Below are 22,536 nucleotides of genomic sequence, written 5' to 3'. Positions count from 1 at the left end.
CTTTGCTACCCCCCGGGTGGGTCATTTTTAAATGATCACGATGGGTCAGTTTTGAATGCAGATTGACACCTGCGAGCCGACCTTGGTGATGTCGAAGACGCCGACGAGCGCGGCCTCGATAGGATCGCCAATGGCGGCGTCCCCGGCGGCGATGCCGAAGATGGAGCCGACGAGCAGGCCATCGCCGGAGGCGACGGCATAGGGCGCGGTCAGGGTGATGGTGTTGCCGGGCTGGACGTAGTTTTTCATGGAGGTGATCCTCTTGGAACGACGAAGGGCGGCCCGATTGGACCGCCCGCATGTCAGGGTTCAGCATGGGGTGCGGGTTACGCGCCCGGGTTCTTGTAGAGGCCGCGCCAGTCGATGGCCTTGGCGCCGAAGTCGAGGCGGCACTTGATCTCGACGCCGTCGACGTCGAAGCCGTTGCGGGTCTCGATGTAGGCGCCCTGCTGACCCTCGAGATAGGCGTACTCGATGGTGTCGATCTGGTTCGGGCTCGCCGCCAGATACCAGGCGGTCTCGCTGGCCGCGTCGAGCCGGGGCTCGCTGATCGGCGCGAGGGTGCGGATCGACTGCGGCACCACGCTGGACGTCGCGGCGGGGACGAGGTTCTGGGCGACCAGCTGCTCGGCCTTCAGTTCCAGCGACGCGGGCACGATCAGGAACGCCGGGCGGACGTTCAGCACCGTCTTCTTGTCGAGCCCGGTCTGCTTGGCCATCGCGGCGCGGGCCGCGCCGACGCTGCCGACATCGAGCGCCGCGCCGGTGCCCGCGAGGTTCTTGTGCGTGGTGTGGAACAAGGCGTTGCCGTCGGCCATGGCCGGGTTGGCGGTGATGATGCCCCAGACCACATCGCTTTCCAGCTGGGCGATGGAGTTGCCGTACATCGCCGGGATGCGGGTGAAGGCGTCGAGATCGTCGTTGATCAGCGTCTGACGGGTGATCGCGACCACCCGGCCGTAGGTCTTGACCTTGTAGCTCTCCTTGCTCTCACCCAGCGTCCCGCGCTTGAACTCCCCGCTCTCGCCGACTTCGAGCAGCTGCGGCGCCTCGCCGAGCTGCACCCGGTGCATCGCCTTGAAGTCGGTGGCCAGCACCTGGCGGCAGAACAGCATGAAGGTGCGGGGATAGGCCTCGTAGGCCTGGCGAAGGGTCTTGTTGGTGACCGCCGACAGGATCTCGGGGAAGTCCGAGGTCGAGTGCAGCGCACGCGTCGCCACCTCGTCGCGCGACAGGCCCCGCGTGTTGACCCCGGCATTGCCGAGGCTTTCGCGGGCCAGTTCCAGCAGAGTCATGCCGCGATACTGGCGCGCGGCGTCCTCCAGCTGGAACAGCGTCGGGCTGTAGCGGTGCAGCAGCGCGTTGGCCACCGCGTCGCGGCGGGTGATGCGCTCGTCCCGGCCGCCGAGGGGGACAGAGACATGCGGGAAGGTCCGGGTCTCGTCGGATTTCGCGGCGACCTGATCGAGGATCAGGCGGCGGGACTCGTCGACGCTGACGCCGCGTTTCACCAGATCCTCGGCGAAGCCGCGCTCGAGGTTCAGCCGCCCGGCCAGATCGTAGATGGTGGAGACGCGGTCGCGCTCGGCCTCGCGGGCGCGGGTCGCGACAGCCTCGGTGTCGGGCGCGGGAGCAGCCTGCGTCTTCGGCTGGCTGCGCGTCTCGCTGGCCACGACCTTCGGGTCGGGCGCAGCCGGTTTCGGCTCGGTCATGGGGGTGTCCTCGGTTTCGACCGGCTCGGTCGGCTGGGTGGTGGCGGGGGTTGCGGCGTCGCTCGCCGGGGTCTGGGTCTTGTCCGTCATCGGGGATGCTCCTTGCTCTGTGGGGGCGTCCCGGCGGTGAAGGACGCAGTCGTGAAGGGGATGCTGGGCGCGGAAGCCCGCGGCGGGGTCGGCGCCGACCGCGACGGCGGAGACCTCGAAGGGCGTCCAGTCCACCGCGCGCCAGAGTTCTCGGGCGGCCTCGGGTTTCGAGACCTCGAAGCGGTGGACCTGGTAGCCGATGGAGACCGCGCGGATGTGCCCGGCCTGGATGTCGCGCCAGATCGGCTCGACGTCGGCGCGCTCGCTGATCCGCACCAAGGCGATGCCGCGCCCGTTCTCGATCCGGGCCGAACCCGGCACGACCGAGCCGATCACCGCATCGAGCGTGTCGAGCTCGTGCACCTTCAGGAACGGCGCGCCCGCGTTCAGCCGGTCGAGGCGGACATGGGCGGGGTCGAGGCTCAGCTCCTCGTCATAGGGCTCGCCGAAGAAGGTCGCGCGGCGGACGCGGGCGCCTGCCGACCAGACCACCTCGACGGTGCGGCTGTCGGCATCGGCCGTGTTCGGCGCAAGCTCCGCCGACCGGCGCATGGCCGGCAGTTCGATCATCGTGTCCATGATGGTCAGTCCTGTTGGTCGGTCTGCGCCGGGTCATTGTCCGCGTCGGCGGAGGGGTCGTCATCGGCCGGATCGGTCGCCGGATCGCTGCTCTGCGCGCTGCCGGTCTTGGTGACGCGGCGAGGGTCGCTGTCGAGCACCAGCCCCAGCGCGTCGAGCTTGGCGTTGGTCGCGGCGATCTCGGCCAGCACCGCGTCGGGGTTGCGGCCCTGTTTCGCGATCACCTCGGCCAGCGTCATGGTGCCCGAGCGGATCGACAGCAGGTTCGCCATCGCGTCCTTCTGCGGATCGACCGCCTCGAACTTCGGCGGCGACCATTCGACCGGTACGATGGGCGACGGGATCTGACCCGCGGCCCATGCGGCCTCGGTGAACCACCGCCAGACCGGCGCGCAGAACATCGGGATGAACAACTGCCACTGCACCGCGTCGATCTGGCGGCGGAACTCGACGAGACCCGCCCGGATCGAGGAATAGTTCACCTGGCTGAGATCGCCGGTCAGCAACTCATAGGGCACCCGGAACCCGGCCGAGATCGTGTGCAGGCTTGCGCGCTTGTATTCGCCGTAGCCGCCCGTTGCAGAGGGCTGGTTGAAGCGGATGTCCTTGCCACCGCGCGCGTAAGCGATCAGCCCCGGCTCGAACTGCTCGACCCGGTTGCCGTCGGCATCGACCACGGAGGGCGCGATGCCCTGCTGGGCCTCGTCGTCGCCGAACACGATGGCGGTGACGCAGGCCTCGGTCTTCTTGCGGACCAGTTCGGCCACCTCGTAGTCGTCGAGATCGCGCAAGCTGCGGATCACCGGTGCGCCCCAGGGAACGCCGCGCGCCTGCGTGCGCTGCTTCTCGTAGATGTGCGCGATCTCGGTCGCGGGGATCGGGCGGCTCTGCAACCCGTTCTGCAAGGCGCCATAGGCGTCGCCCGGATGTTCGGCATGGAGCCAGTAGGCCCGGCGCTTGCCGACCGGGTCGAACTCGATCCCCTGCACGAGGCGGCCTGCTCCGAGGGCACCGGACTTGGTGGCGTCGAGGAAGTCGGCCTCCAGCACCTGCAGTTGCAGCGGCACCGGCAGACCGTCGCTTGCCCGCCGCAGACGGCGGCGCACCAGGACTTCGCCCGCCTCGACCATCTCGCGGCAGATCAGCGTCTGCAGCCCGTAGAAGTCGAGCTGGCCGTCGGCGTCGCACTCCGCCGTCCAGCGTTCGAACAGCGCGTCGACCTTCCGGTCCAGCGTGTCGTCGCCGCTGGCGGCGCGGGGCATGATGCCCGCGCCGACGATGTTGTTGACCAGCACCGCCACGGCCTTGGCCGCATGCGGGTTGTTGCGCACCAGATCGCGCATCCGGTCGCGCAAAAGCGCCCCAGCCACGCCGATCTCGGTGTCGGCCGAGGATCCCGGCGCGCGCCAGCCCTCTGTGCGCCGCCCGCGCGCGGCGCCGTCATAGCCCCGCGTCAGGGTCTCGAACGCCTGACGCGCCATGACGCGGCGGGCCGCCATGCGCGGCGCCACCGTGGCGATGGCGTGATCGAACCAGGTCGCCGACATCAGCGATCCCCGCGCGAAAAGCCCGCGAGCCCGGCCACCGGCAGCGGTCGGCTGACGCCCGCGATGGCGCGCTCGATGGTGCGGATGCGGGCGAGCAGGTCCTCGGCCGAGCCGTAATCCACGGACTTGCCGTCATAGCTGACGCGGGTCGTGCCGCTGGCATAGGCCCGGCGCAGCGCCGAGAGTTCGGTTTCCGTCCAGTCGGTCATGTCAGAACCATCCTCCGCGCCGTCCGAGCCAGTCGGAGCGGCGCTTGCCCTGCGGGGCCTGTCCCGGCCGGTTGATCTGCCCGGCGGGATCGTTGTCGGTGGGGGCCGCCCCGAGCTGATCCTCGAGGTCGCGCCATTTCTCGTCGGGCCAGCGGTCCGCGCCCGCGATCCAGGCGGCGGCGCGGGCGTAGACGCGGCAATCCAGCGCCTCGTTGCGCTCGCGCAGCTTCTGCCATTCCAGCCGGGCGAAGCCGCGTTTCGTACGCACCGTCACCAGCTGTTCGGCGACGAACTGCTTCAGCCATTCATTCTCGACCCAGTGCGGCAGGTGCACCGAGCCGGGCGGGAATGCCGCGCCGGCGGCCATCTCCTCCTCGGTCGGCCGCGCCAGCCGCAGGAAGCGGTAGGTCTCGGCCTTGAAGGTCGAGACCGCCACGGTCCAGAGCCGCGCCCCGCGCCGCAGGCGTTTGCCGCCCTCGGTCGCGTCGACGAAGGTCGGCCCCGACACCGGGCTCGAGCGGTTGAACCCCTCGACGCCCTTCACCGGCGAGACCTGCGCGAAGCCTTGCGCCCGCGACCAGGAATAGACCGCCGGGGCCTCGTAGCCGGTATCGATGGCGAGCCGCGCGATCCTGAGATGCGCGCCGCGTTCATGCGGCCAGCTTCGATCCAGCAGCGCGGTCAGCTCCGACCAGGCGTTGTGCCGGTCGGGCCCACCCTCGATGACGACGTGATCGACGAGCCAGCTTTCCAGACCACGGCCCCAGGCCCAGACGTCGACTTCGATCCGGTCCTTCTGGACATCGGCCCCGGCGGTCAGGAACAGCCCGCCCGCTGGCACAGTGCCGGACGTCCACCGCTCGCGGCGGTCGTAGAGCCGCTGCCAGTCCGGCGCTTCTCCGGTCTCGACCCAGGTCTCGCCGAGGATCGTGTTGCGGAAGGCCTTGATCGCCTCGTCCGACCCCTGGGCCGCGTCCCATGCCCGCACGATCCGCTCCCAGCTCAGCCAGCCGATCGGCGAATAGAGCGCCGAGAGGTGATACCCGACCGTGGTCGGATCGGCGGCCGTGGCGGTCGCGCGCCATTCGCCCCCCTCCAGCATCGCCGTCTTGTGGTGTTCCGCGATGGGCGTTTCGCAGCCCTCGCAGAGATACTCCGCCGTCTCGGGACGGCCCTTCTGCCACCGCAGCCGGTCGAACTTCAGCCATTGTGCGTGGCCGCAATGCGGGCACGGCACGAAGAACCGGCGCTGATCGCTGGCCTCATATTCCCGCTCGATCCGGCTCAGTCCCCGGATCGTGGGCGTCGAGACCAGGAAGACCTTGCGCCTGTGGGCGAAGGTCAGCGACCGCGCCTCGGCCAGCGTGACCGGATCGCCTTCCTCGTCGGCCGAGGCCGGATAGGCGTCGACCTCGTCGAGGAAGATGTACCGCGCGGGCGTGGAGCGAAGCCCTACCGCCGAGTTCGCGCCCGTCATGATCAGGATGCCGCCCGCGAACTCCTTGGACAGCATGGTGTTGCCGGCGTCGCGGGATCGCGCGGGCTTCACCCGCTCCCGCAGCTCCGGGCTCTCGTCGATCAGCGGGTCGATCCGCTGGCGCGAGTTGCGCTTGGCCAGTTCCACCGTTGGCTGGACCGCGAGCATCGGGCCCGGCGCCTGGTGGATGGCGAACCCGATCCAGTTGTTGCCCGCCTCGGTTGCCCCGACCTGCGCGGCCTTCATGAACACGATCCGCTGCGTGGGATCGCCGGGCGACAGCCGGTCCATGATCTCGCGCATGTAGGGCGTGCGCACCGTGCGGTATCGCCCGGGCTCGGCAGAGGCGCGGCCAGAGAGCATCCGGTGCCGGTCCGCCCATTCCGAGACGGTCAGGTCCGGGTCGGGCCGGAGCCCATTGCCCCAGGCGCGCAGGATCTCGCCCGCGCCGTCGAAGTCCGTCAGGCCATCGCCGCTCTCACCGGAAGTCGGGCCGGACCTCGGCGAGTTCGTCGAGGTGGGCGCGTACATGTTTCTCCAGGACCTTCTGCATCGCGGCTGGCTCCACGGTGATCTGCTGGCCCGTCGCGTCGCTGCACGAGGCCGAGAGCTCGGCCGCCATCAGCGCTGCCGCGCGCGCCGGCCAGTTCACCCACGCGTCCCGTTCCTCCCGCGCCAGCCGGAACACCAGCGCCAGCGCGCGGGCCCGCTCGATCAACTCTCCCTTCAGCTTCTGGAGCCGGATACGCCGCTCCTGCGCCTTCAGCACCTCGTTCGCGGTCTTGGCCTGCAGGAAGGTCGTGCCGCCGCCGACGGCGGGCACGGCCAGTCCCTGCTCGCGCAGCGTGTCGCCAACAGCGGTTACCGCCGCCTCGGGGACGGGCTTCAGCTTCGGCGCGGGCGGCTTGCGGGTCTTGGACGGGTCCGTCGTTTCTGCCCGGCGCGCGTCGCTGGCCGCCGCGTTGATGCTGCCGTCGGGATAGAGGACCAGGCGCTCGGCGGTCTTGGCCTTCTGGATCGCGCCCCGAGACAGCCCGACATGCGCGGCGTACTGGCGCTCGCTCATGCCCTGCATCGACGTCTCCGATTATCATTCAAAATCATGTGCTTATAGAGTTGATAAGCAGCGCGACCGGAGCGAACGTCCGTTCAGAAGGACGATGCAACTCACCAAGGAGCCACCCCGATGACCCGCCGCGCGACCGACAACACGAAAGCCCTCGACGCCTTCATCGCCGCGAAGACAGAGATCGACGCAATGCTGGAGCGGCTCGCCGCCCTGAGCGCGGACCATTTCGAGACCCACCCCGACGAGATCAACTGGGGCCATGTCGGCACCCTGAACCACTACAGCGCCAAGCTGCGCGAGATCACCGACATGGCATTCCACGAAGGCGAACACGCCGAGTAAGGCGACACGCTCCCGGTCCCGCCCGCCGACTGGCGGGCTCGGCCTCGTAGAAGGGCCCGCATTCCGCGCGCCCCGATACGGGAGACGACGATGACCAAGCTTTCCGACACCCAAGCCCTGATCCTGAGCGCCGCCGCTCAGCGGCCCGAGCATATCGCTCTGCCGCTGCCCGAGAGCCTGCGCGGCGGCGCCGCCGCCAAGGTGGTCGGCGCGATGCTCGTCAAGGGCTTCCTGCAGGAGGTCGACGCCGACATGCGCAAGGGCGAGCCCGTCTGGCGCGAGACCGGCGACGGCCACGGCGTCACGCTGATCGCCACCGACGCGGGCCTCGCCGCCATCGGCATCGAGATCGAGAACCCGAACGTGCCTGCGGGCGCGACGGACGCGCCGAGTGCGGAGGCCTCGCAGGACATCCCCACCGAGCCCGCAGCCGCGCCCAAGGCGCGCACGCCGCGCGAGGGCACCAAGCAGGCGACGCTGATCGCCATGCTGCGCGCGCCGGGCGGCGCGACCATCGCGGAGATCATGGCCGCGACGGGCTGGCAGTCGCACACGGTGCGTGGCGCGATGGCCGGGGCGCTGAAGAAGAGACTCGGGCTCGAGATGACCTCCGAGAAGGTTGAGGATCGGGGGCGCGTGTACAAACTTCCTGCCGCCTGACGCAACGGACCCCGATAAGTCGATGGCCGCCGTCCCGCCGGGGCGGCGGTCGATCATTTTGCGCTCCGCATCCGGATGGCCTCGAACACCCGGCGCAGGGCGAAGGAACGTGCTATCGACACGATGGTGAAGATGGCGCCCATCTTCAGGTTCTGCGCCAGCGTCGTGTGCAGCCCGAAGACCGGGAAGATCAGGATCTGCGTGACGACCGCAACGCCGTAGCCGACGATCACGTTGGCGACGGATTCGACCAGCGACATGAGGCGCGACTGCTTCATGCGGTGGTCTTGCGCTTTCGCGCAGGTTCGGGGGCTGCGTCCGTGTCCGGCGTATGGGCCGGGGCTTCGGCACCGTCGCCCAGCCGCTCGGTTCTCACCTGCGCGAAGGTGCGTCCGTCGCCGTCGAGAACCGCGTCGCGGCCGGTTTCGGCCTGCCAACGTTCGACAGCGACATCGACATATGCCGGGCTGATTTCCATCGCGAAGACGCGGCGGCAGTTGGCCTCGCCTGCGATGATCTGCGAACCCGACCCCGAAAAGGGCTCGTAGCAGAGGCCGCCTCGGGCGACGTGCTGGCGCATCGGGATGCCGAAGGCGTCGAGCGGTTTCGGCGTCGGGTGGTCGGGACGCTCGTCCTTGGCGAAGGAAGGCATCTCCCAGGTCGATGGCAGCGTCTGCTCGGCCACCTTCGGCGGGCGGTTCGGGCGGCGCCAGCCCATGAAGCAGGGCTCGTGTTTCCAGAGGTAATGGGAGCGGGTCAGAACCCCGCGGTCCTTCACCCAGATGATCTGCTGGTGCACGAAGGCGCCTGCCTTTTCCCAGCAGGCTTCCAGCATCGCCTGGCGACGCGAGGCGTGCCAGCAGTACCACGCGGCGTCCTCGGTGATGGCTTCCGCCACGGCTGCAGCGATGAAGCCGTCGTAGAGCTCTGCGCCCTGCGAACTGTCGTCCCAGGTCGTGCCGTAGGAGGCAGACCAATCCTTGTTGCGGGTCGGGTGGTTCGAGCCGTCGTAGTCGACCAAATACGGGGGGTCCGTCGCGAACAGCACGGCGCGCTCGCCGTTCATCAGGCGGCGCACATCGTCATGGCTCGTGCTGTCGCCGCAGAGCAGGCGGTGGTCGCCGAGGATCCAGAGATCGCCATTGCGCGACGCCGGGTTGCGCGGCGGTTCGGGGATGGTCACCGGCGGCACTGAGCCCCCGGCGCCGCCTACTTCTTCATCCCCCTCCGGCACGAAGGCCAGCAGCTTGTCGAGTTCGCCGTCGGAGAAACCGACCAGCGACAGGTCGAAATCCTCGGCCAGCAGGTCGTTCAGTTCCGCCGACAGCAGCGCCTCGTCCCAGGTGCCGAGTTCCGTCAGCTTGTTGTCCGCGATCCGGTAGGCCCGGCGCTGCGCCTCGGTCAGGTGCCCCAGCACGATCACCGGCGCTTCGGTCAACCCGAGCTGCGTGGCGGCGAGCACACGGCCGTGGCCCGCGATCAGCTCGCCATCCTCACCGACGAGGCAGGGCACGGTCCAACCGAACTCCGCCATGCTGGCGGCGATCTTCGCCACCTGGTCCGCCCCATGCGCCTTCGCGTTCTTCGCGTAGGGCTGGAGGCGCGACAGCGGCCACGTCTCGATCGCGTCTGGGGCGAAGCTCAGCGTCATGGTGGGCAAGGTTCCTCGGGCGGGTGGATGCTGGTGGCTTCCGGACTCCGGATGCCGGGCCGGACTCCAAGCGGGGTCCAGCGGCCACCAGCGGTGTCCGGTCCGAAGGTCAGCGTTCATTGGTGTTTGCGCAGGGCGCGCGCGGCTCCGGCTTCCGGGTGGCTTCCCAAAAATCCGGCCCTGTCGCTGGCGATGTCCCGCGCTTCGCCCGCCCGTATACGTAAGTGCCCGGAAAGGAACCAGAAACTCCCCGGGCAGGCCATGGACCCCCGATGGACCCCGGTCCGGAGTCCGGGGTCCACAGAGAATCCGGTCAGGCGTCGGTCGTCTCCGGCTGTCCCGGTCGCTGGCCATAGAGCCGATCCCCGAGTTGCCGGACCAGTTCCTTCTCGGGCCAGGTCAGTCGCTCGTCGTCAATCGAAACAGCCAGCACGCCCTGCTCCTTCCAGCCATCCCGTTTCACGCGATCCGGATCGCGCCGCTCGCCTCCGTAGCCTTTCGGCATGAACCGCATCCCGGTCATGCGCGCCCCTCCTGTCGCTCTCTTTCCATGGCCGCGCGGGCTTGCTGGGCACGGCGACGATCGCGGTCGTTGTCGAGGTCGATCCGGCTGAGGCCAGTCTCGCGATCGACATGGCTGCCTTCGCCGTGGCGCGCCCATGCGATCAGGGTGTTGGCGATCCTGCCCTGCATCTGCAGCAGGGCACTCTGCGTCGAGGTTGCGATCAGGGGTGCGAGGTATCTCGAGAGGAACGGAAGCCAGTCGGTCGGGTTCAAAATGACGACCTGCTCGACGAGCCCGAGGGGGTCCTCGATCAGAACGAGGATGCCGTTCGTCTCGCTCGGCCAGAAGCGGATTTCGAGGCCGGTGCTGGCCGTGCAGTCCTCCGTCAGCAGCGTGTATTCGCAATCGAGAACACGCTCGAGCGCGCAATGCCAATCGAGGCGCTCCGACTGGCTGAGGCTTTGGGCCTCGCGATACCAGTCGGGCAGTTCCGTGTCGTGGAAGCGCCCGGCGTCGTAGACACGCATCCTGTCGAACATCATGCGTCTATCTCCTCTGTGGGTTCGGGGTGGTGGGTGCGGCGCAGGGCGGCGGGCTTCGCGGCGTCTAGCCGCGCCGACAGCGCTTCGAGCGCAGCGCGGCGCGCGTCGAGCACTGCCTGCATGCTGGCGGTCAGGCGGGATGCGAGGGCGTCGAGGCGCGCGACGCAGTTGGCATCGGGGGCGTCGATGTCGGCGCCTACGATCGGCCGCATCTCGAAGCTGGCGAGCGGCCCGAGGCGATTGGTGAGCCAGGCTTCCGGATCGGCAATGCGGGAGAGATCGACGCGGGCGGTCCGGGCGCGATGGCCGGGACCCTGCGGGCGATAGGTCACCTCCGCCGAGGATGGGGACAATCTGCTATTATAGAGGTCTCTATAATAGTCATTTGTCCCCTTCCTCTGGCCGTCCTTCTTCGCGGCCTCGCGGGTCGGCCAGAGCTCCGGAAAGCAGGCGGCCATGTCCGCGGCGTTCTCGAGCACGACGCCGGTGAGCGCCATCAGGTCGCGCCGGGTCGGGCGGAGGTCGGACCACGGCACCAGCGCGTCCACCGTCACCGGCAGGACCACGTCCGTGAGCAGGTTGATCTCGAGCGGCGTGGCGGCGGTGCGGTTGACACCGCGCCCGCGCCCCATCGCCTGGATCAGCTCGCCCTCGCAGATGCTCCAGCGCACGGCCTCGGCAATGGGATCGGCGTGTTCCTCCATCGCGAGCGGCGCGGTCCGGTCGCCCGGGAGCCGGATGTGGCGCTCCACCATCGGATACCACCAGCACGCATCCTCCGGGTTCGGCGCGGGCTCGCGGCCGGTCAGCGCAATCGCGATCAGTTCCACCGTGCGCGGCGCGGGAAGCGTGCGGCCGAGGATCACCATGCCGCCGATCCCGCCCCAGCGGTCGAGACCGCTCAGCGCGTTGAAATGCACAGCCTCCACCCGCGACGGCAGTCCGGCCGACCGCAGCGCATCGATGGCCGCCTTCTGTCCCACCACCAAAAGATCGATTGCCTGGCCGGGGCGATGGCACTGCCGCGCGCGGAGGTCGATCCAGGCGCGGAGGTCGCGCAGACGGGTGGCGGCGGCCTTGCGATCCCGCTCGGGCGCATCGGCGGCCGGCGTCAGGGCGCGGGCCGAGGTCGGGCTGCCGGTGACCTGACGGACGCGGACATGGGGCTGGCGGGCGGCGACGGGCGTGCCGATGTCGATCCGAGGCAGGTAGGTCTGGACGAGTTCCGGCCGCAGCGTCGCATCGAGATGCAGGATCGGCGCCTGGGCCGCCCAGCCGGTCCGCATGCGGCTGCGCCAGCGCAGGCGGAGGGCGCGGACCGAACCGGCCTCGGTCATCTCGTGGACGAGCTCGGCACCGGCGACATCGTGGCCGTTCTCCAGCGCCTCGGCGAGGATCAGCCAGAGCGTGGCGCTGCGCCCGGGCGGCGCCCATGGCTCGCCCGCGGGCGGCAGGACTGCCTCGATGCGCTTGCGCCGCTCGACCGGCGACATGCCGGGACGGAGGCCCGCGTCGCGCATCCGGCGGCGTTCCAGCGTCGCGGCATTGCGGCAGTCGTCCGGCGTGAGACCGACGGCTTCCAGCAGCCCGAGGCGCAGCGGACCCGGCTCCGTGACCCGCAGCGCCTTGCAGAGCCGTTCCCGCGCGGCGATCAGGTCGGCGGTGGCGCCGACATCCATCTTTCCCTTGCCGTTGTAGCAGGTGAGCGAGGTGCGGCCGGGCTCCAACCCGTCCTGCGTCAGCGTCGCCTTGCCGTCGAGACCGCGCAGCCCGGACTGCCAGAAGGCCTCGTCGATGACGAGGAGCCCGACTTCGCCGATGGCCTGCGGCTTCATGTGGAAAAGGCTGTCATGGGCGCAGACGATGACCTGCGCCGCCTGCGCCAGCGGCTTCTGGCGCTGGTAGCCGCAATCGTGGAACCAGGGGCAAAGCAGCAACTCCGCGCCGGTCTTCACCTTGCAGCAGCTCTGTTCGACCGGATGCTCGATCTCGAGCGCGTCGAAGGTCGCCTCCGTGTCGAGGCACATGAGCCGGTCGGGGTTGTCGTCGGTGGGATCGGACGCCGTGCGGCCCTTCCAGAGCATGGTGGTGAGACCCAAGGCCTCGAAGGCCGCGACCTGTTCGGCTCCGAGATCGTGGCGGGGGACGGCATAGATGACCTTGCGTGGCCCAAGCCCGCCCGCGGCGATCAGCTCGGCGATGGCGGTGCGCGCGCTCGAGGTCTTGCCGAGACCCACGTCCACCGGAAGGCCGAGGAGCGGCGGCAGGGCGGCCCGCGCCACGATGTTGAAATCCAGAGGATCGCGGTCCGCGTCGGGAGTCTTCGCCTCCTCCTGCGCCGCCTCGACCGCGGCCCAGTAGTCCGGGATGGCGACCATGAAGCCGGCGATGGCCTCGGCGAGGCTCGCGCGGGCTTCGTCGGGCGTGAGGGTCGGCGCGGGATATGTCGGCGGCGGCGGCGGAATCCGGGCGGCACTGGCCACCAGCGCCGCGACGGCGTCCGGACCCTCGGCGCAGAAAAGGTCGTTGGCGTCGCCAGGGCTGTCGGGCACGGCAAGACGGCCGTCGACCGCGAGCGCGACCGTGCGGGCCGCCTCGACGCCGGGATTGCTGTCGCGGTCGGGCTTCGTGTCGTTGTCGGCAACCAGGACGAGGTCGGCCGCCGGAAAGCGCGCCCGCAGCGCTTCGGCGACGGGCATCAGGTTGCCGGCGTCCATCGCCGCGATCACGGTATGGCCCGTGGCGAGGTGCAGGCTCGCGCCGGTCGCCCAGCCCTCGCAGATCAGGACGGGGCCGGAGGGCTCTGCGAGCGGTCCGGGCTCCGCGCCCACCAACGCGAAATGCCCCTTCTTGGCCCCGCCGGCCAGAAAGCGCTTGGCCCCGTCCGGCCCGATGGTCTCAACAGTGTGCAGGCGGCCGTCGCCGTCTTGCAGCGGCACGACGAGATGTCCGCGCGCGTCCATGCGCAAGCCGCGCGGCGCAACCGTCTTGGCAGTGAGATAGGAATGGTCATCCGGGGCTGGACGTGCGCTGGTCCAGATCCGCTTGGCGCAAGCTGCGGCTTCCTCTGCACGGGAGACGGCCGGGTCCGCATCGTCGTGAGGCGTCTGAGGCGCGGTTTCCGCGCCCGGCTGGGCCGGAGGTGAAACCGGCTTGTTCGTCGACAGGAACGATGGCGCCGGGTGCGTCCGGGTCGGCCGATGGCGTCGCCCGATGCCGATACGATCGGCCGTCCAGTCCAGCGCGTCGCCTCGGTAGAGACCGAGATCCCGGCCAACCAGATCGACGAAACCACCGCCGTCGCCCGCCTCATGGTCGAACCACATGCCCGCCTTGGCGCCGCCGATCACGACCGCGAGGCTGCCCTTGCGCCCCCAGCGCCATTCCTGGCCCGCCCGGAAGGTCGGCTTGCCCAGAAGCTCCACCGCCAGCTCCGGCACGCGGGCGCGCAGCTCCGCATCGAAGGCCCGCCAATCCCGCCCACTCATCGCCGCCCCCGCGGAACGGGCGCATGCACGCCAGTCGGCCGGTGGGCCGAGGCGGCAGGGCGCAGGAGGTGGCGGAGACGAGCGGACACGGGGGCTGGGGAACCGGATTAGGGCGTTGTTGCCCCCGGTTCTGCCGCCCTTAGGGCCACTCTCGCGACGTCGGAACCGGTCCGCCCGGTCACGCGAAGCCTCTGCGGAAAGGGGTGACCCCTTCCGGCAAGGCATTGAAATCAAATTAGATCATGGGTGAACCCCAACGGGCCCAACGACCCTTGTGGAGCGCCCTCAGCGGCCGCGGCCGATCAGAGGGCTGACCCCTCGTCCGCGCGAACAGGGTGAACGGTTCACTCCGTCATCGAGACGCCCAGCGTCCGGGGGCCGCATCTATACCAGCCGTATTGAGGGCGAGGCTAACGGGACGGGCCCAAGTCAGCCTCCGTCAAATCGCGTTGTCCTCGTCAACGCGTTTGCCGGCGCCCTCGCCGATCCTATCCGGTCTGGCGCAGATCGGGCCCCAGCACCCGCTTCGCGCCGCCGCGCTGTGCCGATGGCAGCCTGATCAGCGTGGCCATGGCATCGGCCAGCTTGTTCGACACCGGCTCGCCCTCGATCTGCTGTTCGAGGAACCAGTCGACGAGGCAGTCCTTCTTGCCCTGGTCCTCGGGCGTGATTCCGAACTTCGCAATCGCCGCCTGCATCAGCTCGAGATAGGGCGTGGTGTAAATCGCATCTGCCGCGTCCTGTGCAGGCCGCACCGGCTCCGGGATGTAATCCGGCCAGATCGCCTTCACGAGGAAACGCGCCACGCGGATGTCGATGAATTCCCAATCCCGCGCGGTCAGTCGCCCGAATGAACACTTGCCCTCGCGCCACTGCTCCGGGCGGATGCTGGTGTGGTAGCCCGAATGCAGACCGAAGCCGCTGCTGCTGCCGCCATTTCCCCAGCCATGCGTCCGCTCTTCGGTGTAACGGCCCTGCGCCAGAAGATCGCCGTCCCTCAGCGCGACGAGCAACTCGGTCTCCCCTTCCGCCTTCCAGGCCACCGCGGGATCCTGCGGCGGGTTCCAGGTCTGGTATTCCGGCACAGGCTTCGGCGGCAGCTTTGCCGCTTCCACTGCGCGCCGCGCGACGGTCACGGTCTGCACATGGGCCAGCGCCTCTGCATAACTCCATTGGGTACGATCGAGCGTTTGCAGCGACATGGGCGGCCTCGTGAATCAATTGGGGACCGGTCGAACATAATGGGAACGCCCTGACCCCTCAACCCACCAAGGTGTTGCAACACCGGAGGGGTTCACCCTTTCCTGTCGGTCGCGGGCTGACCCGTTCCGAGGTCGCGGCCGGCGGCGCAATCCGGCACCGATGGATCATGATGTTCGATCCCGGTCCCATTCGTCGCCCCAACCCGCTCGCCCCTTCGGCGATGACGCCGGCAGAGCGCCGCACCGAGTTGTGCGGCCTGCTGGCGCTCGGGCTGGTCCGGTTGCGGATGCGGGATGGGGGCGAATTATCTGAAGATACTGGAGAACGTTGCCTACACTATCCGCCCGACCAATGCCGTCATGCAACTCCAACTCACCGGAGAACCGCATGACGACCCACGATCCCATTCCCGCGCGCCTGGCCGCGCTTAAAACCACGCCGACGCCCGACCTGAAGAAGCAGTGGCGCGACCTGTTCGACAGCGAGCCGCCGCCGTTCAACCGCCGCTATCTCGAAAGCCGCATAGCTTATCGCATCCAGGAACTCGCCTATGGCGGGCTGAAACCGGAGACGATCCGGCGGCTGGAACGGCTGGGCGAGGAACTGGACGGCGGCGACAGGACGAAGCGCAGCATCCGCGCCGACCGCAACCGCCCGATCACCGGAACGCGGCTGCTGCGCGAGTGGCAGGGCGTCGAACAGGTCGTCACCGTCACAGCCGATGGCTTCGAGTGGCAGGGGCGTCCCTACAAGTCGCTGTCCGCCATCGCGCGGGCCATCACCGGGACGCGCTGGAACGGGTGGGTGTTCTTCGGGCTCAAGAACCACAGGGGGCGAACATGACGAAGTCGCCGGAAAAATCGAAGGTCGTCCGCAAGCTGCGCTGTGCGGTCTACACCCGCAAATCCTCCGAGGAAGGGCTGGAGCAGGAGTTCAACAGCCTGCATGCCCAGCGCGAGGCCTGCGAGGCGTTCATCGCCAGCCAGCGGTCCGAGGGGTGGGTGCTGGTGCGCGATCAGTATGACGACGGCGGCATCTCCGGCGGCACGCTGGAGCGGCCCGGCCTGAAGCAGCTGCTGGAGGACATCGAGGACGGGCTGGTCGACGTGGTCGTGGTCTACAAGATCGACCGCCTGTCGCGCTCGCTCGCCGACTTCGCAAAGCTGGTCGAGGTGTTCGACCGGAACGGCGTGACGTTCGTCTCGGTCACGCAGTCGTTCAACACCACCACGTCGATGGGCCGGCTGACGCTCAACATCCTGCTGTCCTTCGCCCAGTTCGAGCGCGAGGTGACGGCCGAGCGTATCCGCGACAAGGTGGCCGCCAGCCGCAAGAAGGGCATGTGGATGGGCGGGGTGCCGCCCTTCGGCTACCGCGTCGAGAACCGGAAGCTGGTGGTCGACGACGAGAGCGCCGCGCATGTGCGCTGGATCTTCGCCCGCTTCCTCGAGATCGGGTCATGCACGGAACTGGCGCGGGAGGTCGGCGCGCGCGGCATCCGCACCCCGCGCGGGAACAGGATCGACAAGAAGTACGTCTATCGGATGCTCAGCAACCGCGCCTACATCGGCGAGGCGGTCCACAAAGGCGAGAGCTATCCCGGCGAGCACGACGCCATCATCGACCAAGAGACGTGGGACCGTGTCCACGCCATCCTGCAGGAGAGCCCGCGCAAGCGCGCCGCTCGTACCCGCGCCGAGACGCCCGCGCTGCTGAAGGGGCTGCTCTTCGGCCCCGATGGCGCCGCGTTCTCACCAACCCACACCCGCAAGGGCGGACGGCTGTACCGCTACTACGTCAGCCAGACGGTGCTGAAACACGGCGCCGGATCATGCCCAGTCGGCCGCGTGCCAGCTGGCGAGATCGAGGCCGCCGTCATCGACCAGCTCCGCGCCGTGTTCCGCCAGCCCGAGATCGTGGCGGGGACCTGGAAGGGGGCGCGGGCTCACGCCGACGACATCACCGAGGACGACGCGCGTTCAGCCCTCCAGCAGCTCGATCCGCTTTGGGACGAGTTGTTCCCCGCAGAGCAGACGCGCATTGTCACGCTGTTGGTCGAGCGCGTCGATATCGGCGCGAACGGTCTCAACTTCCGCCTGCGCGTCGACGGCCTCGGCGGTCTAGCCCGCGAAATGCTGGTCGGTGGAATCGGAGAAGCTGCGTGACGCGCGGCGCGCCAGTCCCCGAAACCGTGACACTCCACGTCCCGTTCCGCGTTGTGAAGCGCGGCGGGCGGAAGGAGATGCAATTGCCTGAGGGTGCCACGCAACCGCGGCGGACAGACAACACACTGGTCAAGGCGCTGGCCCGCGCGTTCCGCTGGAAGCGGATGCTGGAGTCGGGCGAGTTCGCGTCGATTTCCGAACTGGCAGAGCGCGAGGGCATCGCTCCCTCCTACATGACCCGCGTTCTGCGGCTCACACTGCTCGCGCCCGACATCGTCGAGGCGATCCTCGACGGGAAGCAGGGGCCGGAAGTGACGTTGGGGCGGGTGCTGGAGCCGTTTCCGGTGGAGTGGCCCGAGCAGCAGCAAGCCTTGCTCTGATCGACGCTCACGGCCCTTTGCAGACAATCCTGAGCGACGCGACGAAGGTCCGAAACCGACATTTCGATGACCGTGATCGAAAAGAGATCCTGCAGAACCGTACAGGATATTCCCCAGACGCCAAGTCTGCCGTAGCGGTCCCGCGCCTCCGGTGCCGACTGATCGCCTTGTCAGTGGTTGTGCCCCGCATGGCTGTGCTGTCGAGCGTTTTTCGACTCAACCGCCACGGTCAGGGCGATTTCACCGGCAGACGTCAGCAGCGTGATGCTGGCGGTAGTGCCTTCTTCGAAGCTCCGCGTCAGACCAGAGGCAAGGATGGCCAGACCTTCGGGGGCAAGGTCGAGGCTGCGGCCAGGTTGCACCGGCACGAAAGGCAGCGCCTGGTAGGTGCCTTCGCCGCCCTCCAGAGCGAAGCCGACGAGCATTGCCTCCTCGGCAAACGGCACCTCGGCTCCGCTCAGCGACACCGACTCGGCGCCGGTGTTTTCCAGTTCGAAGAAGATCAGCGCCTCGCGTCCGGAGGTCGCGTTCATCCAGGGATGCACGACCTTTACGCCGGCGCCCTCGAAGGCGTGGGCATCGTCGCCCTCGTCCGCATGATCGTCGTCGTGGTCGTGGTCGTCGTCGTCGTCGCCGTGCCCGTGGTCGTCATCGTGGCCGTGCGCTTCGTCGTGCGCCTCGGCGGTCTCGGCGTCGTGGTCGTGGCCCTCATCCGCTGCGACGGGTCCGGTCAGGGCCAGCGCGGCCAGCAGGGCGAGAAGGCTGGTGGTGGATGAGATGCGGGGCATGGCAGGTCTCCGGACAAGTCAGGCGCGCAGCCCCTCGACGACGGGCTGGCGCAGGGTTGCAAGGGCAGGCAGGACCGACAGCAGGCTCGTGCCGGCAAGGAAGGCAGCGGCCAGGTGGATCTCCCCCCAGCCGAGCGAGGCGTTCACAAGGATGTCGGTGCGCTGCGTGACCACCGTGGAAATCGCGGCGGTGGCAGCGACACCCAGGACGATGCCCGCGGCGGTGCCGGCGACCAGCAGGCTCGCGGCATAGCTCCAGACCACCGATAGGACGAAGCGGCGCGGCGCGCCGAGCGCGCGCAGCATCGCCACCTGCCGCCGGAACAGCCGCGTCAGGATGAACAGGCCGAGCAGCACCGAGGCCGCGACCAGTACCTGCGTGACCATCGACATGATCGACATGACCTGCCGGACGTCGCCCATCACGCGGTAGAGGTTCGCCAGCACAGTGCCGGGAAAGAAGGCCATCGTCTCGTTCGCGCGGTTGAATTCGGACCGAAGGGCATAATTGGCCCAGAGCGCCTCGGCCCGGACGATGATCGAGGGTGTGCCGGGGAAGTAAGCCGCATCAAAGGGCGGGCCAAGCTGGTCGCCCGCGGCAGGCGCATGGCCGTTGGCAAGGCCGTGAACCTCCCAGACTGCCTCGACCGGAACAAGGATCGCGCGATCCCATGGGGTGCCGGTGCGCGGGATGGTGCCCACCACGGTGAAATCGACGAGATCGTGCGCGCCCGGGTCGGCCTCGTCCCCTATGCCGTGGGCGGGGGTGAAGGCCTGGCCCATCGTCACCGGGGCGGCCGCTCCGGCAATCGCCTCGAACGGGGTTTGCCAGACGCGGCCCTCGATCCGGTCGTCCGACAGGTGGCGCGCGAAATCCTCGGTCGTGCCGATGACCGGCGCGCCGTCGTAGCTGTCGCCGAAGGCCAGCGGGGCGGCGACGTCCACATTGGGGTGGTTCGCGACGCTGTTGTAAGTTTCGCCATCCAGCAGCGGAACGTCCGACGGCTGCAGGAACACCGTGGCCAGCATCATCGTCATTTCCGAGCCCGGCGCCGACACGATCAGGTCGAACTTGTCGGCCGCCGCCGCCGTGCCCTGCCGCAGCCCGCGTTCCTGCGCGATGAGCCCGATCCCCATGCCCACGGAAATCGCGATGAGCGCGACGAACATGGCGTTGGCCCAGCGGAACCGCCACAGCACAGCGCGAACCAGCGGCCAGGGCGCGAAGCCGCGCAAGAGCAGCGCGCCGATCACCAGCAGCGGCGCCAGCAGCGTCAACAGCACGGCCACGTCCTGCACCAGAACCGGCAGCCCCTCCCAGAAATCACGCAGCATCCTGGCCCTCCGTGCGCAGGATGCCGTCCTCGACCCACAGCACGCGGTCCATCCGGTCCAGCAGGTGCATGTCGTGGCTGACGGCAATCAGGGTGCGGCCATGCTCGCGCGTCAGGGCAACCAGATCGCCGATCAGCGCGTCGGCGGCTTCGCGGTGCAGGCTGGCGGTGGGCTCGTCGGCCAGCAGGATCGGCGCGTTCGACGCGAGCGCCCGGGCCACGCCGACGCGCTGGCGTTCGCCGCCCGAAAAGCTCGCCACCGGGCGCGAGCCAGGCTCCAGACCCAGACGCCGCAGGTTGGCGGCGGCCGCGTCACGGGTCTCAATTCGGCGGGCGCGGGGCGCAAACATCGCCGACAGCGCCGCATTGTCCGCGCTGCCCAACTCCTCGAAAAGCAGGAAGTCCTGGAAGATCATGCCGATATGGTTGGCGCGGAAGCCGGTGCGACGCTCGTCCGCCAGGGCCAGCAGGTCGGTGTCTCCCCATCGCACCGTGCCGGTGGCCGGCAACAGCCCGCCAAGAGCATGAAGCAGCGTGGACTTGCCCGCGCCCGACGGCCCACGCACACCCACGAGGCTGCCCGGTGCCACGTCAAGCGCATCGACCGCCAGCAGCACGCGGCCATTCGGCCCAGTGACCTGGAGGTCGCGTATGGCGAGCGGCAGGCCCATCAGCCGTAGGTCGCATCCTCGAGCCGCACAAGCGACAGGAAGCCGGTTTCGGGATCGCGATACGATCCGGTCTCCAAGCGACCGCGCACCTCGATCTTGCGGTTGAAGGGGATCACGTCGATCACGCGCTTCGAATAGACCGCGACGATGTTGTCGGGCCACTCGGCCTCGGTCTCGCAGAAGGGGCAGACCGACATCGGCAACGCGGTCAGCACGAAGAATTTCGAGTTCGCCTTGAGCGGCGGGGCCATGTAGCCCTCGAACGTGACGCGGTCGCCCACGTTGGACTGCGCCCAGTCGCTCAGTGTGCGGCCGCCGGAGTAGAGGTCGCGGATCCTGGCGGCATCTTCCGCCCGCGCCCGCCCGGTCAGGATCGGGGTCGCGGCAAGGGCAAGGCCCGTCGTCAGCAAAGTGCGGCGCTTCATCTTTAGGCTCCTTGTCGAAGGGTCTTCGCCTGTGCACCTAAACGAAGAGTGTGACCGGCAAAAGACAGGGGCCCGGGGTGACGCCCCCGGGCCGATGCCATGTCACGAGGGTGCGATCACTCGACGGTCGCGGCGTGGTGCATCACGTGGAAGATCACGTTCTGCTCGATCGTGCCGTCCAGAAGATGGGCCCAGGGCCCCTTGGCATAGACGGCCACATCCTCGCCCGCATGGGTTTCCGAAGACTTGGGCACCAGCGCCTGCTGGGGGTAGTCGAGGTCGGTCGCCTCTTCCTCGGTCACGTTCGGGCGCGCACCGAAATACGACCCGTCCGGCTGCTCGATCAGAACCGAGCCGGCGCCGTTCAGGTAGCCCGCCACGGTGTAGGGCTTGCCATCCGAGGCAAGCTCGGGCTCGCCATTGTGGCCAACGCCGGCCCCGTCGATGCCCATGCAGAGGCCCAGGATGTTCGAACCGCGCCCGCAATAGCCGTTGAACGAGATCGCGTGCTCGTGGTCGGCGGTGACGATGATCAGCGTGTCCGCGTCATCGGTCATTTCGTCGGCCATGGCCACGGCGTCGGCGAACGCCTTCTGGTCGCGCACCACGCGGGCCAGGTTGCCGGCATGGTTGGCGTGGTCCACGCGGCCCGCCTCGACCTGCAGGAAGAAGCCGTTGTCGCCCGCCTTGGCCGACAGCGCGGTGATCGCGGCGGCCGTCATCTCGGCGAGGCTCGGCTCGTCCGAACGGTCGGCTTCGTACATCATGTGGCTGTTCTCGAACAGGCCCAGGATCGGCGTGCCGTCCAGCGTCAGCCCGTCGAAGGATGCCTGGCTGTCGGCGAACTGCACGCCTTCGGCTTCGGCCATCTCGATCAGGTTCATGCCGTCCAGACGGCGACCGCCCTCATCGGCATGGAAGTTGCGCTTGCCGCCACCCATCGCCACGTCGATCGTGCCGGCCATCATCGCGTCGAACAGCTGCGTCGCGATGTCCTTCTGCGTGTCGCAGCCCTCGGGCACCGAGGCTTCGAAGTTGCGGTCCGCAGATTTGGCATAGGCCGAGGCCGGCGTTGCATGCGTGATGCGCGCGGTGGACACGATGCCCGTTTCCTTGCCCATCGCGGTCATGATCTCGTTCATCGAGGCCACGGTGTTGCCCGGCAGGGTCGAGCAGTCGCCACGGACCACGTTCTCGTTCACGCCGACGATCCCGGCCTTGGTCTTGACGCCCGACATCATCGCGGTGCCGGTGCCGGCGCTGTCCGGGGTCTGGGCGTTGACATTGTAGGTCTTGACCAGCGCGAGGTTCGGGAACGCCTCGAAGGGCTGGACGTATTCGTCGCCGAAGCCGCCTTCCTGCTGGCCGGCGAACAGGCGCGAGGCGTAGTTGGTGCCGACGCCGTTGCCATCCGAGATCAGCAGGATGATGTTCAGCGCGCGGTTGGTGTTGACCTGCTTGGCCAGTTCGGCCTGCAGGCGTGCCTGACCGGCGACGAACCAGTCGTTGTCGGCCTGCGGGATATCCTGCGCGTGCACGGCGCCTGCTGCGGTCAGGGCCAGCACGGATGCTGCGATTGTCTTTCTCATAGCGTTCCTTCCTCAGCGACGCCCTCATTAGGCGTGCTGATGCGCTACAGCTCGAAGATGACGGTTTAGCTTCAGGTGCGTAACAATCTCACAAAAGTCGTCGCCCGAGA

22 protein-coding genes are annotated in these 22,536 nt (G+C 68.6%); 5 read left to right on the top strand and 17 right to left on the bottom strand.

Annotated elements, in window-relative coordinates; all coding sequences use genetic code 11:
* Positions 1-45: 45 nt before the first annotated feature.
* The 6 genes from ACFTOW_RS01780 to ACFTOW_RS01755 form a co-directional block, all read right to left on the bottom strand.
* Entirely contained in the window at positions 46-249 is a 204-nt protein-coding gene (locus ACFTOW_RS01780; RefSeq protein WP_379912473.1) for a DUF2190 family protein, read from the bottom strand.
* A gap of 77 nt (positions 250-326) precedes the next feature.
* On the bottom strand, positions 327-2,381 hold the full coding sequence (locus tag ACFTOW_RS01775; protein WP_379912471.1) for a prohead protease/major capsid protein fusion protein: 2,055 nt from the start codon (positions 2,379-2,381) through the stop codon (positions 327-329).
* Positions 2,382-2,386: 5 nt separating this feature from the next.
* Complete coding sequence (locus ACFTOW_RS01770; RefSeq protein WP_379912469.1) at positions 2,387-3,928, bottom strand: phage portal protein; 1,542 nt, start codon at positions 3,926-3,928, stop codon at positions 2,387-2,389.
* Positions 3,928-4,137, bottom strand: a complete 210-nt coding sequence (locus ACFTOW_RS01765) for a phage head-tail joining protein (protein WP_023851464.1) — start codon at positions 4,135-4,137, stop codon at positions 3,928-3,930. Before ACFTOW_RS01765 ends, ACFTOW_RS01770 begins: the two co-directional genes overlap by 1 nt.
* A gap of 1 nt (position 4,138) precedes the next feature.
* A complete protein-coding gene (locus ACFTOW_RS01760) occupies positions 4,139-6,145 on the bottom strand; it encodes a phage terminase large subunit family protein (RefSeq protein ID WP_379912466.1) in 2,007 nt (668 codons plus the stop codon).
* On the bottom strand, positions 6,093-6,689 hold the full coding sequence (locus ACFTOW_RS01755) for a hypothetical protein (RefSeq protein ID WP_379912464.1): 597 nt from the start codon (positions 6,687-6,689) through the stop codon (positions 6,093-6,095). The genes ACFTOW_RS01760 and ACFTOW_RS01755 overlap by 53 nt, the downstream gene beginning before the upstream one ends.
* A gap of 111 nt (positions 6,690-6,800) precedes the next feature.
* Here ACFTOW_RS01755 and ACFTOW_RS01750 point away from each other — a divergent pair, with 111 nt between their 5' ends.
* Together ACFTOW_RS01750 and ACFTOW_RS01745 are read left to right on the top strand one after the other, a co-directional pair.
* The gene (locus ACFTOW_RS01750; protein ID WP_379912462.1) at positions 6,801-7,025 is read left to right on the top strand and encodes a hypothetical protein; all 225 of its coding nucleotides are present in this window, start codon (positions 6,801-6,803) and stop codon (positions 7,023-7,025) included.
* A gap of 90 nt (positions 7,026-7,115) precedes the next feature.
* Positions 7,116-7,685 carry a DUF3489 domain-containing protein gene (locus ACFTOW_RS01745; RefSeq protein WP_379912460.1) on the top strand — a complete coding sequence of 190 codons (570 nt, stop codon included), beginning with the start codon at positions 7,116-7,118 and terminating at the stop codon, positions 7,683-7,685.
* A gap of 53 nt (positions 7,686-7,738) precedes the next feature.
* On the opposite strand, the gene ACFTOW_RS01740 is transcribed toward ACFTOW_RS01745, so the two are convergent.
* The 6 genes from ACFTOW_RS01740 to ACFTOW_RS01715 all read right to left on the bottom strand — a co-directional run bounded on the left by ACFTOW_RS01740 (position 7,739) and on the right by ACFTOW_RS01715 (position 15,073).
* Positions 7,739-7,963 carry a DUF7220 family protein gene (locus ACFTOW_RS01740; RefSeq protein WP_349940646.1) on the bottom strand — a complete coding sequence of 75 codons (225 nt, stop codon included), beginning with the start codon at positions 7,961-7,963 and terminating at the stop codon, positions 7,739-7,741.
* Entirely contained in the window at positions 7,960-9,336 is a 1,377-nt protein-coding gene (locus ACFTOW_RS01735) for a site-specific DNA-methyltransferase (protein WP_379912457.1), read from the bottom strand. Before ACFTOW_RS01735 ends, ACFTOW_RS01740 begins: the two co-directional genes overlap by 4 nt.
* Before the next feature lie 313 nt (positions 9,337-9,649).
* Positions 9,650-9,859: a hypothetical protein gene (locus ACFTOW_RS01730; protein WP_379912455.1), complete on the bottom strand. Its 210-nt coding sequence runs from the start codon at positions 9,857-9,859 to the stop codon at positions 9,650-9,652.
* The gene (locus ACFTOW_RS01725; RefSeq protein WP_379912453.1) at positions 9,856-10,383 is read right to left on the bottom strand and encodes a hypothetical protein; all 528 of its coding nucleotides are present in this window, start codon (positions 10,381-10,383) and stop codon (positions 9,856-9,858) included. Before ACFTOW_RS01725 ends, ACFTOW_RS01730 begins: the two co-directional genes overlap by 4 nt.
* Positions 10,380-13,871: a toprim domain-containing protein gene (locus ACFTOW_RS01720; protein WP_379912451.1), complete on the bottom strand. Its 3,492-nt coding sequence runs from the start codon at positions 13,869-13,871 to the stop codon at positions 10,380-10,382. Before ACFTOW_RS01720 ends, ACFTOW_RS01725 begins: the two co-directional genes overlap by 4 nt.
* 488 nt (positions 13,872-14,359) lie before the next feature.
* Positions 14,360-15,073: a hypothetical protein gene (locus ACFTOW_RS01715; RefSeq protein ID WP_379912449.1), complete on the bottom strand. Its 714-nt coding sequence runs from the start codon at positions 15,071-15,073 to the stop codon at positions 14,360-14,362.
* Positions 15,074-15,461: 388 nt separating this feature from the next.
* Here ACFTOW_RS01715 and ACFTOW_RS01710 point away from each other — a divergent pair, with 388 nt between their 5' ends.
* Genes ACFTOW_RS01710 through ACFTOW_RS01700 form a run of 3 tightly spaced genes read left to right on the top strand, consistent with a single transcriptional unit; the run spans position 15,462 to position 17,619 of the window.
* The gene (locus ACFTOW_RS01710) at positions 15,462-15,917 is read left to right on the top strand and encodes a DUF2924 domain-containing protein (RefSeq protein ID WP_379912447.1); all 456 of its coding nucleotides are present in this window, start codon (positions 15,462-15,464) and stop codon (positions 15,915-15,917) included.
* Entirely contained in the window at positions 15,914-17,239 is a 1,326-nt protein-coding gene (locus ACFTOW_RS01705) for a recombinase family protein (protein WP_379912445.1), read from the top strand. Before ACFTOW_RS01710 ends, ACFTOW_RS01705 begins: the two co-directional genes overlap by 4 nt.
* On the top strand, positions 17,236-17,619 hold the full coding sequence (locus ACFTOW_RS01700; RefSeq protein ID WP_379912443.1) for a hypothetical protein: 384 nt from the start codon (positions 17,236-17,238) through the stop codon (positions 17,617-17,619). The genes ACFTOW_RS01705 and ACFTOW_RS01700 overlap by 4 nt, the downstream gene beginning before the upstream one ends.
* A 170-nt stretch (positions 17,620-17,789) precedes the next feature.
* On the opposite strand, the gene ACFTOW_RS01695 is transcribed toward ACFTOW_RS01700, so the two are convergent.
* The 5 genes from ACFTOW_RS01695 to ACFTOW_RS01675 all read right to left on the bottom strand — a co-directional run bounded on the left by ACFTOW_RS01695 (position 17,790) and on the right by ACFTOW_RS01675 (position 22,426).
* On the bottom strand, positions 17,790-18,407 hold the full coding sequence (locus ACFTOW_RS01695) for a copper chaperone PCu(A)C (protein WP_379912441.1): 618 nt from the start codon (positions 18,405-18,407) through the stop codon (positions 17,790-17,792).
* An 18-nt stretch (positions 18,408-18,425) separates the two neighbouring features.
* Positions 18,426-19,742, bottom strand: a complete 1,317-nt coding sequence (locus ACFTOW_RS01690) for an ABC transporter permease (RefSeq protein WP_379912439.1) — start codon at positions 19,740-19,742, stop codon at positions 18,426-18,428.
* Positions 19,732-20,412, bottom strand: a complete 681-nt coding sequence (locus ACFTOW_RS01685; RefSeq protein ID WP_379912437.1) for an ABC transporter ATP-binding protein — start codon at positions 20,410-20,412, stop codon at positions 19,732-19,734. Before ACFTOW_RS01685 ends, ACFTOW_RS01690 begins: the two co-directional genes overlap by 11 nt.
* Positions 20,412-20,837 carry a hypothetical protein gene (locus tag ACFTOW_RS01680; RefSeq protein ID WP_379912435.1) on the bottom strand — a complete coding sequence of 142 codons (426 nt, stop codon included), beginning with the start codon at positions 20,835-20,837 and terminating at the stop codon, positions 20,412-20,414. The genes ACFTOW_RS01685 and ACFTOW_RS01680 overlap by 1 nt, the downstream gene beginning before the upstream one ends.
* Positions 20,838-20,953: 116 nt before the next feature.
* Entirely contained in the window at positions 20,954-22,426 is a 1,473-nt protein-coding gene (locus ACFTOW_RS01675; protein ID WP_379912433.1) for an alkaline phosphatase, read from the bottom strand.
* Positions 22,427-22,536: the final 110 nt, after the last annotated feature.

The sequence above is a fragment of the Lacimonas salitolerans genome, assembly GCF_042677865.1.
GTDB lineage: Bacteria > Pseudomonadota > Alphaproteobacteria > Rhodobacterales > Rhodobacteraceae > Lutimaribacter > Lutimaribacter salitolerans.
The sequence above is the reverse complement of the archived record's forward strand: the minus strand, read 5'-3'. Positions and strand labels throughout refer to the sequence as shown.

Bases quoted from the DNA above. Each gene is read 5' to 3' on its own strand.
- ACFTOW_RS01690 (WP_379912439.1), bottom strand. From the start codon at position 19,742: ATGCTGCGTGATTTCTGGGAGGGGCTGCCGGTTCTGGTGCAGGACGTG.
- ACFTOW_RS01730 (WP_379912455.1), bottom strand. From the start codon at position 9,859: ATGACCGGGATGCGGTTCATGCCGAAAGGCTACGGAGGCGAGCGGCGC.
- ACFTOW_RS01760 (WP_379912466.1), bottom strand. From the start codon at position 6,145: ATGTACGCGCCCACCTCGACGAACTCGCCGAGGTCCGGCCCGACTTCC.
- ACFTOW_RS01770 (WP_379912469.1), bottom strand. From the start codon at position 3,928: ATGTCGGCGACCTGGTTCGATCACGCCATCGCCACGGTGGCGCCGCGC.
- ACFTOW_RS01755 (WP_379912464.1), bottom strand. From the start codon at position 6,689: ATGCAGGGCATGAGCGAGCGCCAGTACGCCGCGCATGTCGGGCTGTCT.
- ACFTOW_RS01735 (WP_379912457.1), bottom strand. From the start codon at position 9,336: ATGACGCTGAGCTTCGCCCCAGACGCGATCGAGACGTGGCCGCTGTCG.
- ACFTOW_RS01765 (WP_023851464.1), bottom strand. From the start codon at position 4,137: ATGACCGACTGGACGGAAACCGAACTCTCGGCGCTGCGCCGGGCCTAT.
- ACFTOW_RS01705 (WP_379912445.1), top strand. From the start codon at position 15,914: ATGACGAAGTCGCCGGAAAAATCGAAGGTCGTCCGCAAGCTGCGCTGT.
- ACFTOW_RS01780 (WP_379912473.1), bottom strand. From the start codon at position 249: ATGAAAAACTACGTCCAGCCCGGCAACACCATCACCCTGACCGCGCCC.
- ACFTOW_RS01750 (WP_379912462.1), top strand. From the start codon at position 6,801: ATGACCCGCCGCGCGACCGACAACACGAAAGCCCTCGACGCCTTCATC.
- ACFTOW_RS01695 (WP_379912441.1), bottom strand. From the start codon at position 18,407: ATGCCCCGCATCTCATCCACCACCAGCCTTCTCGCCCTGCTGGCCGCG.
- ACFTOW_RS01725 (WP_379912453.1), bottom strand. From the start codon at position 10,383: ATGATGTTCGACAGGATGCGTGTCTACGACGCCGGGCGCTTCCACGAC.
- ACFTOW_RS01710 (WP_379912447.1), top strand. From the start codon at position 15,462: ATGACGACCCACGATCCCATTCCCGCGCGCCTGGCCGCGCTTAAAACC.
- ACFTOW_RS01675 (WP_379912433.1), bottom strand. From the start codon at position 22,426: ATGAGAAAGACAATCGCAGCATCCGTGCTGGCCCTGACCGCAGCAGGC.
- ACFTOW_RS01775 (WP_379912471.1), bottom strand. From the start codon at position 2,381: ATGGACACGATGATCGAACTGCCGGCCATGCGCCGGTCGGCGGAGCTT.
- ACFTOW_RS01740 (WP_349940646.1), bottom strand. From the start codon at position 7,963: ATGAAGCAGTCGCGCCTCATGTCGCTGGTCGAATCCGTCGCCAACGTG.
- ACFTOW_RS01720 (WP_379912451.1), bottom strand. From the start codon at position 13,871: ATGAGTGGGCGGGATTGGCGGGCCTTCGATGCGGAGCTGCGCGCCCGC.
- ACFTOW_RS01715 (WP_379912449.1), bottom strand. From the start codon at position 15,073: ATGTCGCTGCAAACGCTCGATCGTACCCAATGGAGTTATGCAGAGGCG.
- ACFTOW_RS01680 (WP_379912435.1), bottom strand. From the start codon at position 20,837: ATGAAGCGCCGCACTTTGCTGACGACGGGCCTTGCCCTTGCCGCGACC.
- ACFTOW_RS01745 (WP_379912460.1), top strand. From the start codon at position 7,116: ATGACCAAGCTTTCCGACACCCAAGCCCTGATCCTGAGCGCCGCCGCT.
- ACFTOW_RS01685 (WP_379912437.1), bottom strand. From the start codon at position 20,412: ATGGGCCTGCCGCTCGCCATACGCGACCTCCAGGTCACTGGGCCGAAT.